Origin of the sequence: Nanhaiella sioensis (genome assembly GCF_046557775.1) — a bacterium.
Taxonomy (GTDB): Bacteria; Bacillota; Bacilli; order Bacillales; family SM2101; genus Nanhaiella; species Nanhaiella sioensis.
This window is the reverse complement of sequence record NZ_JBKAEG010000001.1, coordinates 3,690,122-3,705,431: the sequence shown is the minus strand read 5'-3', so window position 1 is coordinate 3,705,431 and position 15,310 is coordinate 3,690,122. Positions and strand designations below refer to the sequence as shown.

The following is a 15,310-nucleotide window of genomic DNA, read 5'->3' as shown; positions in this document are numbered from 1 at the left end:
CTAATTGATAGGAGTGATAACATTCTAAAACCAGTTGACCCCTAAAGAATATAAACCAATACTCCCTATAAACGTTAGTAGTATATATAATAAGCTACTTACATACTTTTTCTCTAAGATTAATTCTACTGCCTCCACGCTGAAAGTTGAATACGTAGTAAGTGCTCCAAAAAAACCTATTGTTATGAAAGATTGAGCATAAGGATATAAGCCCGTTATAAAATGAACACTGATACCTAGACCGAAAGAGCCAATCCAATTAACAATGATCATTGCAACGGGGAACCCTAAATGTTTCTTTTTTTTTGAAATGAGTAAACCAATACTATATCGGCTCATTGCTCCTATCGCTCCACCAAGCATGATTGACAAAATAGTCAACACTACTTCACCTTCCTATCACTTATCTTTTTACTCCTCGTCCAATTACTATCCCGATAAAAGATAATATTAAGCCTAGCAATAACGTTAAACTTATATAAACAAACATTACACTTGAATATTGCTGAGTATTTAAAATATATATATCTGCTGCGAAAGCAGACATTGTTGTAAAACCTCCACAAAAACCTGTTCCAAGACATAGTTTGATATTGCTTTTCATTTCATATCTTGCCGTTAGTCCTGATAACAAGCCTAATAAGAAGGAGCCTACCATATTTGCAATAAAAGTGGCAATTGGAAAAAAGTCATTTCCAAGACCAACTTGCAATAAATAACGTACACTTGCACCCAATGCCCCTCCAATTCCGACAGACAATATTTGTGTTAAATAGACGAACATCTAATCACTCCTATATTATAAAAACTTGTAGATAGATAAAATATAGGCTTAATCCTCCTCCACAGCTTGTAAGTAATCAAGCTCAACTTCCGCTTTTTTCCCATATGATGAAAAGAATGAACGATAGGAGGCGGATGAAATATGTATCCACATCATTTTCAACGTTATCAAAGATTCCCATTTCTCCCCTTTTTAGCTGGACTTGCGATAAGCCCTTATGTTTTTAGACCACCATATTATCCTCCTTATTACGGCGGCTATCCCTATGGCGGAGGATATTATTATGGGGGAGGTTACGGAAACCCTTACAGTTTTGGTTATAATTATCCTTATTCGTATAGAAAGCACCCTTTAAATTAGGATGTTTTCGCATTAAATGTTGCTTTTCGTTAAAGACTATAAAAATCACATCGTACACATCAGTTAATCATAATCATAAAACTAAAAGAGATTAATTAAGTTTACGAAAAGAGCCTTTAATTAACACTCTCAAACAATTGCTGCCTATTTACCAATATCCAAGAGGACTTAAGTGTCCTCTGGACTTGTTCAGCCACACTTCCCAATCGATAAGCAGAAAGATAAATTCCTATAAATAGTGTACAATGTGAGTAATTTATTTTACCATTAAGCATAAACAACTTTCTCGATATATCTTTTTTTTTGCAAATTCATACACAAAATGTATAATGGTATATATATACAAGCTAATTAATTTTAAATGCTCTTTTCGTAAACTAGAAGACAAATATGTCGTTTTACGAAACAGTCTTCGTTTTTAAAGAAGAAATGACGACAAATTCTAGCCGTATTGAATATTCAACAATCTATGCTAAAACAGCTATTTTTAAAAGATAAATGAAAGGTGATGACCATGAATAACTCAAATGAAATTCCTCCACTGAAACCTACTATTAATAACCTCACTAAGGCTATCTTCATTGTAAACCGTCATGCTAAAACAGCTACAAACCCTAAATTTTTGTATCTGCTAAAGCGGAAGGCTCTGCAAAAACTGGTAGCTGAAAAAAAGGCGGAAAAGATTGGCCTTCACTTCTCTAGAAATCCTCGTAACAGCATTCAGCAATCAGATGTACTCGTGTCTGCTGGTGAATATTTTTTCCATATGCCCCCTACAAAAGATGATTTTTCAAAACTTCCACATCTTGGGGATTTAAATCAATCATATCGTAACCCTAAAACGCATATGCCATTGTCCCAGGCAAAAATGCTACTTCAGGCCTACGTCGGTGTTAAAGAAGATCATACAGATAAAGCACCTCCATCTTCTCAACGACGGAATAAACCAATTTTTAAAAAACTTGGACAAAGTTATTTTTAAACAGCTCTTTCAGTAAACTTTGTTACTATTTGTACGATTGTAGAACACAGTTGAAGAGGTGTTATACAAGTTTTATCTATTTTAACAAAGGCTTTTATCGCAAACTCTGTTGCTATTGTTATTAAATTAGTATCTTAATATGTGGTTTTATACGTTAGTCATCGAAACAAAAGATGCCACTAGCGCTAGATGTATACGTGTTTATATCTAAAAACAAATAGTAGCAATCAAATGCAAAAACATTCTTAATAAAAAAAAGCTGACATTTAGTCAGCTTTTTTTTAAGGCTTCAAGCTTTCGATAAACTCTGCAACCTTTTGAAGTTCTTCATCAGTTCCATTAAAAATGCCTGGAGGCATTGCCCCTTGTCCGTTAATCACAATATTTGTAATTTCATCAACAGTTAAGCCTGTATCAATAAGTGCTGGTGCTGCAGATCCACCTAACAAGTCATTACCGTGACAAGATAAACAAGTATTTGCCTCTAATAATTTATAACCTTCAGCATCAGTATCTACCTCAACATCAGGTACAATAACAATTTCTCCTTGCTTTTTAGCTAATTCCCAATCATGCTGATCTACAGATTCCCAAGTTAAGAAAGTAATTGCCGCGATTGATAATAGCATGAATCCTGTAGCTAAAGGTCTTTTAAGAGGACGGCGCTCTGGTCCTCGGTCTAAAAATGGCGCGAGCAATAATGCACCAAATGCTAATCCTGGCATAATAAATGCACCTAATACTGTATACTGACTAGACGCATAAGTATATTTAAGTAATTGATATAAGAATAAGAAATACCAGTCAGGCAGTGGAGTATACCCAGTATCAGTCGGATCCGCCATACGCTCTAAAGGCGATGGATGGGCTACTGTTAAGATTAGGTATGCGGTAAGAAAGACTGCTCCTACCATCCATTCTTTCAATAAGAAGTTTGGCCAAAATGCCTCGGTTTTCCCTGGGTATTCCGAATAATCTTTCGGGATATTCGGTTTACGCATTTCTACCGCTTTCACGCGGGAATCACCTACAAATTTCATCCCTTTTCCACGATGCATATTCAATTCTCCCTCCTTTGTTTAAGGTATATACAATTATTCATATATTTTATAGTGGACCTGAAATTCCTTGCTTACGGATCATTAAGAAGTGGGCTCCCATCAATCCAAGTAAAGCTCCTGGTAAGAAGAATACATGAATAGCAAAGAAACGGGTTAATGTTTGTGCCCCTACAATTTCACTGTGTCCAGCTAATAGTGTTTTTAATTGTTCACCTATTAACGGTGTTTGTACTGCTATTTCTAGTCCTACTTTAGTAGCGAAGAGCGCTTTCATATCCCAAGGTAATAAATAGCCTGTGAATCCTAATCCTAACATTACAAAGAATATTAAAACTCCAACAACCCAGTTAAGTTCACGTGGCTTTTTATATGCCCCTTGGAAAAATACTCGTAGCGTATGTAAAAACATCATAACAATAACTAAGCTAGCACCCCAATGATGCATTCCGCGAACAATTTGCCCAAAGGCTACTTCGTTTTGTAAGTAATAAACCGATTTCCATGCATTTTCAATATCTGGAACATAATACATCGTTAAGAACATACCAGATAGAATTTGAATGACAGTAACAAAAAATGTCAAGCCACCAAAGCAATACACAAATGCTGAGAAATGATGAGCTGGGTTAACATGCTCAGGTACTTCATGGTCAGCTATATCTCGCCACAAAGGCGTAATGTCTAATCGCTCATCAATCCAATCATAAATCTTGTTTAACATTAATTACGCCTCCTTTCGTGGTTTTGCTTTTCCTAGATATAACGTCCCGTCCTCTACTTTAAAATCATACACATCTAGCGGTGCCAAAGGTGGTGTACCAGGTACATTGGTTCCATCCTTCGTATATAGACCAAGATGACATGGACAGAAGAAGTGGTTAGGATTGCTATCATCTGTATTCCAGTCTACAACACAGCCTAAATGCTTACATATAGGTGATAATGCGACGATTTCATCCTTTTCATCTTTATACACCCAAGCTGTATAAGGAACCTCTGACTCATACCATGCATCAACTTGATCGACTTTAAAAGAATACGATTTCGGCTCGTTTGTTAAATCTGTAACTTGTGCAACAGGAAGCATTTCTTGTTCTTCCGATGGTCTAAGTACAGGGTCAACTGCGAAGCGAACCATCGGCATTAGCATCCCTGCCGCCATAAATCCACCGACACCAGTAAGAGTGTAGTTCAAAAATTGTCGTCTAGAAACTCGGTGATTTTTCTCGCTCATATTTTTCCCCCCTCTAAACATTGCTAGGTCCTTCCCGGACATACATTATACACATATAAAACTAGGACATACTCATGATATATCAATATGCCAATGAGGTCAATATTATCATTCTCTTAAAACATGTCAACTATGTGTCCTACTATAGAGATTTATTTGTTTTTTTCTCTCCACGTATTAATAAAAAGTGGAATTAATTGATTTACTTGTTCTTTCATCATTGTATTGTAGGCTTCGTCATCTAAATGTTCAAGTGGTAAGGCGGGCAACCAGATTAACATATCTTCCATTATAGATTCAATTTGCTTCCATTCACTATCACTTGTCAAAATAAAGATATGCTTTATGCCATTAGCTTTTAATTCATTACACCACGTAAACAACTTATTTTTCTTCGTTTCTATCGCCTCATCTTGCATGTATGTAAACTGTGGTAATAGCAATAACCTTCCTTTAAACTGGCGCTCCAACTCATAAGTAATCATTCCTATGAATTCTCCCATAGTTACAGTTGACTTGATATTTGAACCTAAACCGAATGGTATTAGTGGAATGATAGCAGAATCAACATAGTCTGCCGATTTCAAATACATGTCAATATCATTGATTGTCCATCTCAAAATTATCCCTCCATCATTCAGTCTGAAAAACTAAATTTCCTTACTAGCAAAAAACATATCATAATTACATTCATAAGAAAACTACAAATAAAAAAAAACCTTGCTAAATTATAACGCAAGGTTACATACAATAAAAAAAGTTCATAAAATGTTCATATTTTCTTTAAGATTTCAGTTAATCGGTTAAATTCATCTTTATCATCACAGTCAAGCGCCTCATCAATCAGCTTTAACAGTTTGTCTTTTTGAAACGATTGTATAGAATCCTCTAAAAACCTTTCAGCTAAAATTCGGTCTTTCTCATTGATATGCATCTGTTTTGGAATATATGGATTTTCCTCTAAAACAGCAGCATAATTGGGAGAATGTATGGATGCTCGAAAGTTTAGCTGTATATAAATCTCCTCTTCCCGGTTTAACCTTATGTCATGAAAGGATTTTTCAGCATCTGTTGTCATCACATTTTCTTTATAAAAACGAAAGGGAACATCATCAACACAATGTGTTGACATAATAATTCCTCGAGGGCAATATTGCGATTGTTCTACAAAATGAACGTGTTTCATTAGTTGATCATGACTCATTAAGTAGTTTAAAATCCAAACACACTCTCTTCTTTTTAATTGATAGTTACTTAAGAACCAACGAATAAAATCTTTTTTTTCATTAACAGAAACAGGAATCGCCATACTCTTCCTTCCCTCCTTTTCAACTATAAAAGGAAAACAAAACAATTAACAGCTATACAAGTTAGACAACATGATTCAACTAATCATTAATAATCCATTTGTAATAACATATCAGCAATTTCCGTATTGACAGGGTCTAGTTCAAGTAACTGTAAAAAAACTGTTTTCGCCTCATCCCTCAAGCCTTCTTCAACTAAGAAATAACCGTACTCTTCAAGAAATGCAATATCATTGTTAAAGAAAGTATATGCGCGACGATAATGTTTTAATGCATCTGAAAACTTTTCAAGTTTGCTTTTAGCTTTTGCTATTTGCCAAGCAAACTGGAGATCATCTAATCCATATCTTTTTGCTTCTTCAATTGTATTTACAACCTCGTCATAGTTCTCTTCAATCATGAAAAGCTCAATTAACGTATGGATTACTTCGACGTATTCTGGATCTAATGCTAAGGCTTCATATAGATATTGAATGGCATCCGTATTCTCACCTGCAGAAATCGCTAATTTCCCTGCATAATAATATAATTCTTTATTATATTCGTCCACTGCAAGTCCTTCTTTTACTACTTCCAAGCTTTTAGTCGTAGCACCCTCATGCTCATAAGACTTTGCTAAATATAAATATAATGAAGTATATTCAGGATCCATCTCTTTAAGATCAGTAAGTTTCTTTATTGCGGTTTGATAGTTTTCAGCTTGATAAGCAGTAAATCCGTAACCAAACAATAAATTAATATCTACATTTTCTTCTAGTGCTGCTTGATAATATTGAAGTGACTTTTCAAATTCACCGCTTGAACTGTATGCTTCTGCAATACGTTGATTAAGATTTACTCCTGAAATTGCTTCACTATTTTCTACGAGTCGAATGAAGTACGCTAGACTTTTATTAAAATATCCATGGCTTAGATAAAATTCTCCAAGGGCAAAGTCAATAAGTGGTTCATTAGGTAGAATACTTTTTGCTTCCAGTAATTTTTGTTCACAAACTTCCTCTAAACCTTGCATTTCATATAAATCTGCAAGCAGCAATAACGCTTGAGGAAATGCTGGATCTTCTTTGGATACGGTATTTAATACCTCAATAGCTTCATCTTCATGATTTAAGTCGATTAGCACGTCAGCCAAGAAAGTTAATAACTCTCCTTCATTAGGATAAAGTAGTAACAATTCTTCAAGCACAACTTTGGCGTCATCTGCGAACCCTAAATCGAAATATATCTCCGCAATCCGGTACTTTTCGTCATCTGTACAGTTTAGCTTTAAACTATTTAGAAGATCAATACCTCTCTCTACATCTCCATTATCTATATAACTTAACGCTTTATCGATAGTACTCATATAACAGTAATCCTCTCTATTTAAACTCATTCTTACTGGCTGTTTCCGCATTAATTGTTGCATTTCGTTATAAGAAATAAAATACGTATAAAACAAGCTTTCATGGAAACTTTTCTCATTTTAAATGTGGTCAATTTATTTGTTGCTTTCCTATATAAATCTCTAGAACAACAAAGTTTGCGAAAAGAGCCTTCTTATTTTATTATCACATCAAGTTTTAATTATGTTCTGTTTATGTAGGTGCAGAAAAATACCCAGGGATTTTAACACTACATTCATTTCCAAAACCTGGTCGGAAATCGATTTTGTCACCTGATTTAATAACTACACCCTTATGCACCGTTATAGCGGGGTTATGATTATGATAATCGACAAATGCTTTTTGAGCAACTTTCTTTACTTGATCTTCTTGGTTATACAAATTATAATCAACTTCCCCTCCAACTCGAATATCCCCTTTAGCCGGATAGATTCCTATCTTTGTTAATACTTCCTTTGATAACGGCCTTCCCTCTTGTGGACATTCTACAATAGTTGGAATTTTATGTGTTGATGTATGATGATTCCAAATCTTTGTAAGCTTTTTTTGCTCTTGCTTTGGTCGAATTTGATTTTGCCAAACAGGGATAAATACAATTGGATATAAAAATAATGCTTCCCTAATCCATCCCCACTGTACATCAAATAAATCATCTTCATGTTCAATTTCAACTAATATTACTGGTATTTTATTTCGTTTACAAGCTCGTACAAAAGAAGGGGTTAATGTTTTCAAAGAAATTTGCACTCCGATGTAATAATCAATCGGACTGTTAACTAAATTTCCCCGAACTTTATTGAGTTCATTTATTAGCTGATTTTCATAAGGAATTTTACAAATAACAAGTATTGTTGTACAGCCCTTCATGAGGAAATGAGTCCGAAGGTGTTGTTTAAATAATTGAAAGGGGAGGGATGTCGATAGTGATAGATCAAGCATCACATGACCAGGCGTAACGATAAAACTATTGACGTTCATCTTAAGCGAACGAAACCTGTTGGCGTTTTCTCTTATAAAGTCAATCTTATTATTTTTTACAAATATCGAACATGCTTCGACTCCATTACCTTTTAACACTTTGGCTTCATCAATAATATATGCCATAATATCCCCCTTGAAATGATAAAAAGGTCTTATGACAAGCTATGTACGAAGCATGGTAACTATGACACAAATTATGAAATCAATAACGTCTCTCTTCCTCTCAATCAATATATCTTACGATAGTAATTTATGACGAAGTACGATTAAACATATTCCGCTCTTTTATAATGCTCTGTCGATTAGCATTGTTACTATTTTTACAAAATCTAGCTATAAGCTTTCATATCATTAACATCGTTAGTTAGCATATAGACACTTTAATGTTCAATCTGGTAATAAAAAACAAAGGCACTTATGTTAACCTTGTTACTTTGTTACTAATAATGGACAGTAAGGTAATCTTTCTCAAGTAAAAAGGTACCACGAACGGTAGATATTTCACTTTTATATGTAAGAACGACTAGGAACAACCAATGAGAAAACGGCCAAAAACATATGACTTGTTGTAATCCTCCTACTTACTTCTAAATAAACATTAACCTAGTTATTAATTACACAACAAATAACTAAACCCTCCCGGAAAAGTAAAAATGAACGTCTAAATGCCAGCTCTACTCCGATAAAAAACCCCACCTCTTTAGGTGGGGAATTCTTACAAAAAACTACCGTACTTTAATTGATAAGACTATTTAAATGATGAAAGAAGTTTGGATAGGATACCGATATAGCCTCATCATTTTGCAAAGTCATCTCTCCTTCACAAATACATCCTGCAATTGCAAGCATCATACCTATCCTATGATCATGATAGCTATCGACACGATCTCCTGTCAGCTTAGTCGTGCCATTAATAATCATCCCGTCATCAGTTGCAGTAATATCTGCGCCTAGCTTTATTAATTGTGAAACGACTGTATCAATACGATTCGTTTCCTTAACTTTTAATTCTGCTGCATCTTTAATTACTGTTACACCTTTAGCTTGCGTAGCCATCAGGGCTATGATCGGTATTTCATCTATTAACCTTGGAATGAGGTCCCCACCGATTTCTATACCTTTTAACTCAGAAGTTGTTATGTTAATATCAGCTATAGGTTCAAAATTTTCCAAACGCTCATTTGTTATATTAATATTTGCCCCCATCATGTGTAGCACATCTAAAATCCCAGTTCGTGTCGGATTAACCCCAACGTTTTTTAACGTGATGTTGCTGTTAGGAACAATAGCTCCAGCTACTAGAAAAAAAGCGGCTGATGATATATCTCCTGGAACTTCAATATTCGTACCCGTTAAAGGCTGTTTACCCTCAATAGATACAGTTAGTCCATCTTCCTTTACGTCAGCTCCAAATGCTCGTAACATTCGCTCAGAGTGATCTCTTGACTTATGTGGTTCTGTAACAGATGTCACACCATCAGCATGTAATCCCGCTAGAAGAATGGCAGATTTCACTTGTGCGCTAGCAACTTTAGAAATATAGTGTGTAGGTTTGACATTCCCTCCACGAATTGATAACGGGGTTAATGTTCCATTTGAGCGCCCATCTATTTGAATTCCCATGTCTTTTAATGGAATAGTAACCCTTCCCATCGGCCTTTTAGCTATGGAATCATCGCCAATTAAACATGCATGAAAATCACAGCCTGCTAAAAGGCCAAGTATTAACCTTGTGGTCGTACCTGAGTTTCCTACATTTAATATATCTGAAGGCTCTTTTAACTTTTCGATACCCTGTCCTTCTATTTCTACATGATCGTCATTTTGTTTAATGGCAACACCCATTTTGCGAAAACAATCGATTGTACTTAAACAATCATCTCCCGCTAAAAAATTGTTGATTGTCGTTTTACCATTAGCAATTGCACCAAACATCACTGCACGATGAGAGATTGATTTATCCCCTGGAATATGTAAGGTCCCTAATAAGCTAGGTACCTTCGTTTTTATCATTTTCAATAGGTTCACTCCTTGTTCTATCCGTAATACGTATCGTAGCTGGTATGCTTCGCAAGACAGGAAACTGCTTTATTTCGATCTCCCTCCGATTGAAAGCTAAGGCGAAGAACTCCATATATATCCTCTCGTATTTCGATAATACGTATGTTCGTAATACTTATTTTCTCCAATGCCAAATACCCTGTTACCTCAGAGATAATCCCAGGGTAATCGGGTACATCTACATATAAATCATAAAATGACGGAATGGCACCTTTGGCCTTTGCTGGTAATGATTCACGAAAACGTTTTGCTGAGGAAAAGTAAGAGAAGATTCCTTCACCATCCTCATTATCAATCATTTTTCGAATTGTTTCCATTTCACTAGTCCAGTGGTTGAATAGATGTAACAACTCATCCTTATTATGGAGTAAAATGTCACGCCACATCTCCGGATTACTTGATGCGATTCTTGTAATATCTTTAAAGCCTCCAGCTGCTAGTCTACTTATAAATTCATGTTCGTTTTGAAACGTTTCCGCCTGATGTACAAGGCTTGCTGCAATAATATGTGGAAAATGACTAATGACCCCTGTAATTCTATCATGCTCCTGTGGAGATAAATGAATAAATTTAGCATTTGTACCTTTTAACCATTCCTTCAAATCGTTTACATGTTCAATACCAACATCTTCAGGTGTAGTTAAAATGTAAAATGCATTTTCAAACAAATGTGCTTTCGCTGCCACTACTCCACTCTTATGAGATCCTGCCATCGGATGCCCACCAATAAAAGTAACACCTTTTTCGCGGAATATTTTCGCTTTTGACACTATAAACTGTTTAGTACTCCCTACATCAGTTACGATAGCTGATTTCTTAAACTTATACTGTGCCATTTGTTCAATTAATATTTCTGTTTGTCTAACAGGGGTCGCAAGAATAATCAAGTCTGCACTATTTACTTCTTGCTCTAAAGATATACCAATTTCATCTATGATTCCTAAAGTTTTAGCAAGTTTTAAGTTATGAGTATTAATATCATACCCAATGATTGTTGTTTGTTTATGTGCTTTACTAATTGCTAATCCTATTGACCCACCTATAAGACCTAAACCTATAATTAATACTCTTTTATTCATATTTAATCACCTATAGCTATTTCATGTTAGCAGTCTTATTACTTAACATTTCACTTAATATATTTATAATTTCTTCATTCTGTTCTTTTGACCCTATCGTTATACGAACACTCGTAGGAAATCCTAGGGCATTTCCAGACCGAACGATAAATCCCCTTTCAAGTAAATATTGAAATATTTCATTACCTTCAGTCTCAAAATCAATTAAAATAAAGTTTCCTTCAGATGGATAATAGCTTAATTGATACTGCTCACAAAATGTATAGAACTGTTGAAGACCTTCCTTATTTTTTTGAACACACTGATCAATAAAAGCCTGGTCATCTAAGGATGCTAACGCGGCTGCTTGAGACAATCTATTCGTATTAAATGGTTCTCTTCCAGGCTCTATTTTTTGTAATAGTTCTTGATGAGATATACCATATCCAATTCTAAGCGCGGCTAAACCATGTGCTTTTGAAAAGGTTCTTAAAATTATTAAATTATCGAATGAATCAAGTAATGGAACCGTCTCAGGATAATCCGTTGCGGTTACATATTCGTAATAAGCTTCATCAATGACTACTAGAACATTATTTGGAACGTTATTTAAAAATGTCAATAGCTTTTCTGAATTGATATATGTTCCTGTAGGATTATTTGGGCTACAAAGCCAAACAATTTGCGTATGATCATCAATAGCATTAAGCATCTCATCTAAATTATGATGGCCTTCAATTAATGGGACTTCCTTTATTTCAGCACCTTCTATAATAGCATTATGGCGATATTGTGGAAATGTAGGTGTTGCCATTACCGTATTTGTACCAGGGCCGAGAAATGCTCTACTTATCACTTGAATCACTTCATCAGAGCCATTGCCAAATATGAGTTGGGACTCCGCAACACCTAAATGAGTGGCTAATTTTCCCCGTAAGTTCGCAGCGTATCCGTCTGGATATATGGCAAGCGAAGTTAAGTTATCATGAATGGCACTCTTTACTTTATTTGAACTACCAAATGGGTTTTCATTTGATGCAAGTTTTACAATTTTGTCTAGCCCATACTCTTTCTGTACCTCTTCTGTCGGTTTACCTGGTTGATATGGCTTTAAAGTAAGAAATTGTTTCTTAATATCCATCTTTTTACACACCTCTTATTGTAAAATTTAATATTAAAAGCACAATTGACCTGCTTAATAATGACAAATATGCGCAAACAATAAACCACCTAAAACAGTTTGGTCTATGCCCCCACCTCAAATTGTCAGAAATTCGGCAGATCAAAAACAAACAGAAGAAAAAGTACAATTATTTTCTGTCAAATAAATCAGGTCTTAATGCAGTAGCTTTCTCTAAATAAACATGATTTACTTCCTCTTGCTCCAAACTAGTATTAATAGTCATCATCACGCGAATACAATGTGATAAAGCATTCGGCACAGTAATTTCCTGCATACACATAACAGGTACATACATCCAACCGTCAATATTCCGTAATGCTTTTGCTGGGAAGCTTGCTGTTAAGTCTTCTGTTACTGATATCATAACAGATGCTACATCTGTTGGTATAATTTTATTAGATTCAATCATTTCCAATAATAACTTTTCTGTCGCTTTAATGATGTCATTTGCATTATTCTTTTCGACAGTCGTTGCTCCTCTTACCCCACGAATCATATCTACTCTCCTTTCATAAATTTTGATAATAATGCACGTAAAGTTTCGTCCTCAATTGGCTCTATTGCTGGTGTGCCTATCTCTTTTAATAAAACAAATCGAACCATCCCAGTGACCGATTTCTTATCATTCTTCATTCGTTTAATTAGACCATCTAATGAAAGTTTACTCGGTATTTCAGTAGGAAATCCGATAGACGTCATCAAACTTGTTATTTTAGGAATTTGTAAGTCAATATCATACCGTTCCTCACTTACATATAAAGCAAATAACATTCCAATTGCGACTGCATCACCATGCGTAATATTCCCATAGCCTAGTTCAGCTTCAATGGCATGTCCTAGCGTATGGCCAAAATTCAAAAAGGCACGTACACTACTTTCCTTCTCGTCAGAGGATACAATTTCTGATTTTACTTTTATACCAGATGTAATGGCATAAATAAGCTTTTCATCTTTCAATTCCCCAATCGTATCTACATTTAATACTAACCATTCAAAAAATGTTGCATCATGTATAAGTGCGTGCTTTATGACTTCAGCATAGCCAGATCTTTTTTCTATCTCCGGTAATGAAGATAAAAAATCTATATCATATAATACAGCTTCAGGTTGGTAAAAAGAACCAATCATATTTTTTCCTAAAGGATGATTGATTGCGACTTTCCCTCCTACAGCACTATCATGAGCTAATAAAGTTGTTGGAATTTGTATAAAAGGGATACCTCTCATAAATGTAGCAGCTACGAAACCTGCTAGATCACCAACAACCCCACCACCAAGAGCTATTAAGAGTGATGACCTATCAAGTCCAAATGTTAATAACTCTGTATGACAATCGAAATAATTATCAAATGATTTTGCAGCCTCTCCACTTGGAATAACTTTATGACCCACTTCATATTTTTGCCCGATGATGTTTAAAATTTGTCGCAAATATAACTTAGCTACTGTATCATCAGTAATGATAAATAATTTATTTGGTTTAACATTTGTTTCATCAATACATGATAATAAACGGGTTATAATTCCTTGTCCAACATGTACAGGGTATGATTTTGACTCAGTTGTTACTTTAAGAGTTTCCATATTAAAACTCCTTAGCATACTTCCGCATATTCTCTACATATTCTTTAATAATGTCTATTCGGTCTTGACCAAATTGTTCAATGATTGCATTTGCAAGTTCCCACGCAACAACAGCCTCTGCAACTACACTAGCAGCTGGAACGGCGCAGCTATCGGATCGTTCAATGCTTGCTGCAAATGTTTCTTTCGTTTCTATATCCACGCTTTGAAGAGGCTTATATAATGTAGGTATAGGCTTCATTACACCACGAACGACAATTGGCATACCTGTTGTCATTCCACCTTCAAATCCTCCTAAATTGTTCGTTTTACGTGTATAACCTTCCTGTTGATCCCAATTTATTTCATCATGAACTTTGCTTCCTGGCATTCTGGCAGCTTCAAACCCAATTCCAAACTCCACACCTTTGAATGCATTGATACTTACAATAGCAGCAGCTATTTTTGCATCTAATTTTCGATCATAATGAACATAACTACCTACTCCCTCAGGCATTCCTTCAACAATCACTTCGACAATACCACCGATGGAGTCACCGTTTTCTTTAGCAGTATCAATTGCATTCATCATTTTCTTCTCTGCTTCCTTATCTACACAACGAACGGGTGAGTCTTCTGTTATCTGTTGTAATTCTTCAAGCGAATCATACTTCACATTAGAAGCTTTTACACCGCCTATTTCTAATACGTGACCTGCTACCTTTATACCTAATGCTTCAAGCAATTTTTTAGCTACAGCACCAGCAGCTACACGAACAGTCGTTTCCCTTGCTGAAGATCGTTCCAACACATTTCTCATATCTCTATGGCCATATTTCATCGCACCTACTAAATCTGCATGACCTGGCCGGGGCTTTGTAATTTTTCGCTTTACATCTTCTTCTTTTATATCTACAAGAGGTTCAGCTCCCATAATATGTGTCCAATGTTTCCAATCACGATTTTCAACAACTAAGGCTATTGGAGATCCGAGTGTTTTACCATGTCGTACACCTGAGACAATTTGAACTTGGTCTTTTTCAATTTGCATTCTTCTTCCACGACCATGTCCTTTCTGTCTTCTTGCTAGTTCAATATTAATATCATCTACTAACAGCTCTAAACCAGACGGAACGCCTTCTAATATCGTCGTTAATTGTGGGCCATGCGATTCTCCTGCTGTTAAATACCTCATCTTTCTATCTCCCTTCAATCCTTTAAAGCTTTTATGTGTAACAATATATCATATACAGTAGTTAAAAGGTAGCTTTTTTATCTGTTAAGCTCATTTCGTAGCCTTTGTTGTCATTATTACAACATTATAATAAGGAAGATGAGGTTATTTCTGAAC

General features: G+C 35.3%; 17 protein-coding genes. 2 read left to right on the top strand and 15 right to left on the bottom strand.

The window, feature by feature from the left end; translation table 11 throughout:
- Window positions 1-24: 24 nt before the first annotated feature.
- Together crcB and V1503_RS17245 are read right to left on the bottom strand one after the other, a co-directional pair.
- Window positions 25-381, bottom strand: coding sequence for a fluoride efflux transporter CrcB (gene crcB / locus V1503_RS17250; RefSeq protein ID WP_410628471.1), 357 nt, complete (start codon window positions 379-381; stop codon window positions 25-27).
- A gap of 22 nt (window positions 382-403) precedes the next feature.
- The gene (locus V1503_RS17245) at window positions 404-784 is read right to left on the bottom strand and encodes a fluoride efflux transporter FluC (protein ID WP_214480028.1); all 381 of its coding nucleotides are present in this window, start codon (window positions 782-784) and stop codon (window positions 404-406) included.
- Between the two features lie 141 nt (window positions 785-925).
- On the opposite strand from V1503_RS17245, the gene V1503_RS17240 reads away from it, so the two are divergent.
- Both V1503_RS17240 and V1503_RS17235 read left to right on the top strand, forming a co-directional pair.
- Complete coding sequence (locus V1503_RS17240) at window positions 926-1,144, top strand: hypothetical protein (RefSeq protein WP_214480029.1); 219 nt, start codon at window positions 926-928, stop codon at window positions 1,142-1,144.
- Between the two features lie 514 nt (window positions 1,145-1,658).
- Window positions 1,659-2,126 (top strand): YkyB family protein, encoded by a 468-nt coding sequence (locus V1503_RS17235; protein ID WP_214480030.1) that lies wholly within the window; start codon window positions 1,659-1,661, stop codon window positions 2,124-2,126.
- Window positions 2,127-2,407: 281 nt separating this feature from the next.
- Here V1503_RS17235 and V1503_RS17230 read toward each other — a convergent pair whose 3' ends face one another.
- The 13 genes from V1503_RS17230 to aroC all read right to left on the bottom strand — a co-directional run bounded on the left by V1503_RS17230 (window position 2,408) and on the right by aroC (window position 15,154).
- Entirely contained in the window at window positions 2,408-3,184 is a 777-nt protein-coding gene (locus V1503_RS17230; RefSeq protein WP_214480424.1) for a menaquinol-cytochrome c reductase cytochrome b/c subunit, read from the bottom strand.
- Between the two features lie 49 nt (window positions 3,185-3,233).
- The gene (gene qcrB, locus V1503_RS17225; protein ID WP_214480031.1) at window positions 3,234-3,908 is read right to left on the bottom strand and encodes a menaquinol-cytochrome c reductase cytochrome b subunit; all 675 of its coding nucleotides are present in this window, start codon (window positions 3,906-3,908) and stop codon (window positions 3,234-3,236) included.
- A 3-nt stretch (window positions 3,909-3,911) separates the two neighbouring features.
- Window positions 3,912-4,421, bottom strand: a complete 510-nt coding sequence (locus V1503_RS17220) for a Rieske (2Fe-2S) protein (RefSeq protein ID WP_320257052.1) — start codon at window positions 4,419-4,421, stop codon at window positions 3,912-3,914.
- 152 nt (window positions 4,422-4,573) lie between these two features.
- Window positions 4,574-5,041: a YpiF family protein gene (locus tag V1503_RS17215; RefSeq protein ID WP_410628467.1), complete on the bottom strand. Its 468-nt coding sequence runs from the start codon at window positions 5,039-5,041 to the stop codon at window positions 4,574-4,576.
- Between the two features lie 152 nt (window positions 5,042-5,193).
- Window positions 5,194-5,730 (bottom strand): ReoY family proteolytic degradation factor, encoded by a 537-nt coding sequence (locus tag V1503_RS17210; protein WP_214480034.1) that lies wholly within the window; start codon window positions 5,728-5,730, stop codon window positions 5,194-5,196.
- Window positions 5,731-5,816: 86 nt separating this feature from the next.
- Complete coding sequence (locus V1503_RS17205; protein ID WP_410628465.1) at window positions 5,817-7,073, bottom strand: tetratricopeptide repeat protein; 1,257 nt, start codon at window positions 7,071-7,073, stop codon at window positions 5,817-5,819.
- A 232-nt stretch (window positions 7,074-7,305) separates the two neighbouring features.
- Complete coding sequence (locus V1503_RS17200; protein ID WP_410628462.1) at window positions 7,306-8,217, bottom strand: hypothetical protein; 912 nt, start codon at window positions 8,215-8,217, stop codon at window positions 7,306-7,308.
- 612 nt (window positions 8,218-8,829) lie between these two features.
- Window positions 8,830-10,107, bottom strand: a complete 1,278-nt coding sequence (gene aroA, locus V1503_RS17195) for a 3-phosphoshikimate 1-carboxyvinyltransferase (RefSeq protein ID WP_320257158.1) — start codon at window positions 10,105-10,107, stop codon at window positions 8,830-8,832.
- A 23-nt stretch (window positions 10,108-10,130) separates the two neighbouring features.
- Complete coding sequence (locus tag V1503_RS17190; RefSeq protein WP_410628460.1) at window positions 10,131-11,234, bottom strand: prephenate dehydrogenase; 1,104 nt, start codon at window positions 11,232-11,234, stop codon at window positions 10,131-10,133.
- 16 nt (window positions 11,235-11,250) lie between these two features.
- Window positions 11,251-12,354 (bottom strand): histidinol-phosphate transaminase, encoded by a 1,104-nt coding sequence (hisC, locus tag V1503_RS17185; protein ID WP_320257048.1) that lies wholly within the window; start codon window positions 12,352-12,354, stop codon window positions 11,251-11,253.
- 169 nt (window positions 12,355-12,523) lie between these two features.
- Window positions 12,524-12,892: a chorismate mutase gene (gene aroH, locus V1503_RS17180; protein WP_214480039.1), complete on the bottom strand. Its 369-nt coding sequence runs from the start codon at window positions 12,890-12,892 to the stop codon at window positions 12,524-12,526.
- Between the two features lie 2 nt (window positions 12,893-12,894).
- A complete protein-coding gene (gene aroB / locus V1503_RS17175) occupies window positions 12,895-13,980 on the bottom strand; it encodes a 3-dehydroquinate synthase (protein ID WP_320257047.1) in 1,086 nt (361 codons plus the stop codon).
- Window position 13,981: 1 nt separating this feature from the next.
- A complete protein-coding gene (gene aroC / locus V1503_RS17170; RefSeq protein ID WP_410628457.1) occupies window positions 13,982-15,154 on the bottom strand; it encodes a chorismate synthase in 1,173 nt (390 codons plus the stop codon).
- Between the last annotated feature and the right edge of the window lie 156 nt (window positions 15,155-15,310).

Bases quoted from the DNA above. Each gene is read 5' to 3' on its own strand.
- V1503_RS17245 (WP_214480028.1), bottom strand. From the start codon at position 784: ATGTTCGTCTATTTAACACAAATATTGTCTGTCGGAATTGGAGGGGCA.
- V1503_RS17240 (WP_214480029.1), top strand. From the start codon at position 926: ATGTATCCACATCATTTTCAACGTTATCAAAGATTCCCATTTCTCCCC.
- V1503_RS17235 (WP_214480030.1), top strand. From the start codon at position 1,659: ATGAATAACTCAAATGAAATTCCTCCACTGAAACCTACTATTAATAAC.
- V1503_RS17230 (WP_214480424.1), bottom strand. From the start codon at position 3,184: ATGCATCGTGGAAAAGGGATGAAATTTGTAGGTGATTCCCGCGTGAAA.
- qcrB (WP_214480031.1), bottom strand. From the start codon at position 3,908: ATGTTAAACAAGATTTATGATTGGATTGATGAGCGATTAGACATTACG.
- V1503_RS17220 (WP_320257052.1), bottom strand. From the start codon at position 4,421: ATGAGCGAGAAAAATCACCGAGTTTCTAGACGACAATTTTTGAACTAC.
- V1503_RS17210 (WP_214480034.1), bottom strand. From the start codon at position 5,730: ATGGCGATTCCTGTTTCTGTTAATGAAAAAAAAGATTTTATTCGTTGG.
- V1503_RS17205 (WP_410628465.1), bottom strand. From the start codon at position 7,073: ATGAGTACTATCGATAAAGCGTTAAGTTATATAGATAATGGAGATGTA.
- V1503_RS17200 (WP_410628462.1), bottom strand. From the start codon at position 8,217: ATGGCATATATTATTGATGAAGCCAAAGTGTTAAAAGGTAATGGAGTC.
- aroA (WP_320257158.1), bottom strand. From the start codon at position 10,107: ATGATAAAAACGAAGGTACCTAGCTTATTAGGGACCTTACATATTCCA.
- V1503_RS17190 (WP_410628460.1), bottom strand. From the start codon at position 11,234: ATGAATAAAAGAGTATTAATTATAGGTTTAGGTCTTATAGGTGGGTCA.
- hisC (WP_320257048.1), bottom strand. From the start codon at position 12,354: ATGGATATTAAGAAACAATTTCTTACTTTAAAGCCATATCAACCAGGT.
- aroH (WP_214480039.1), bottom strand. From the start codon at position 12,892: ATGATTCGTGGGGTAAGAGGAGCAACGACTGTCGAAAAGAATAATGCA.
- aroB (WP_320257047.1), bottom strand. From the start codon at position 13,980: ATGGAAACTCTTAAAGTAACAACTGAGTCAAAATCATACCCTGTACAT.
- aroC (WP_410628457.1), bottom strand. From the start codon at position 15,154: ATGAGGTATTTAACAGCAGGAGAATCGCATGGCCCACAATTAACGACG.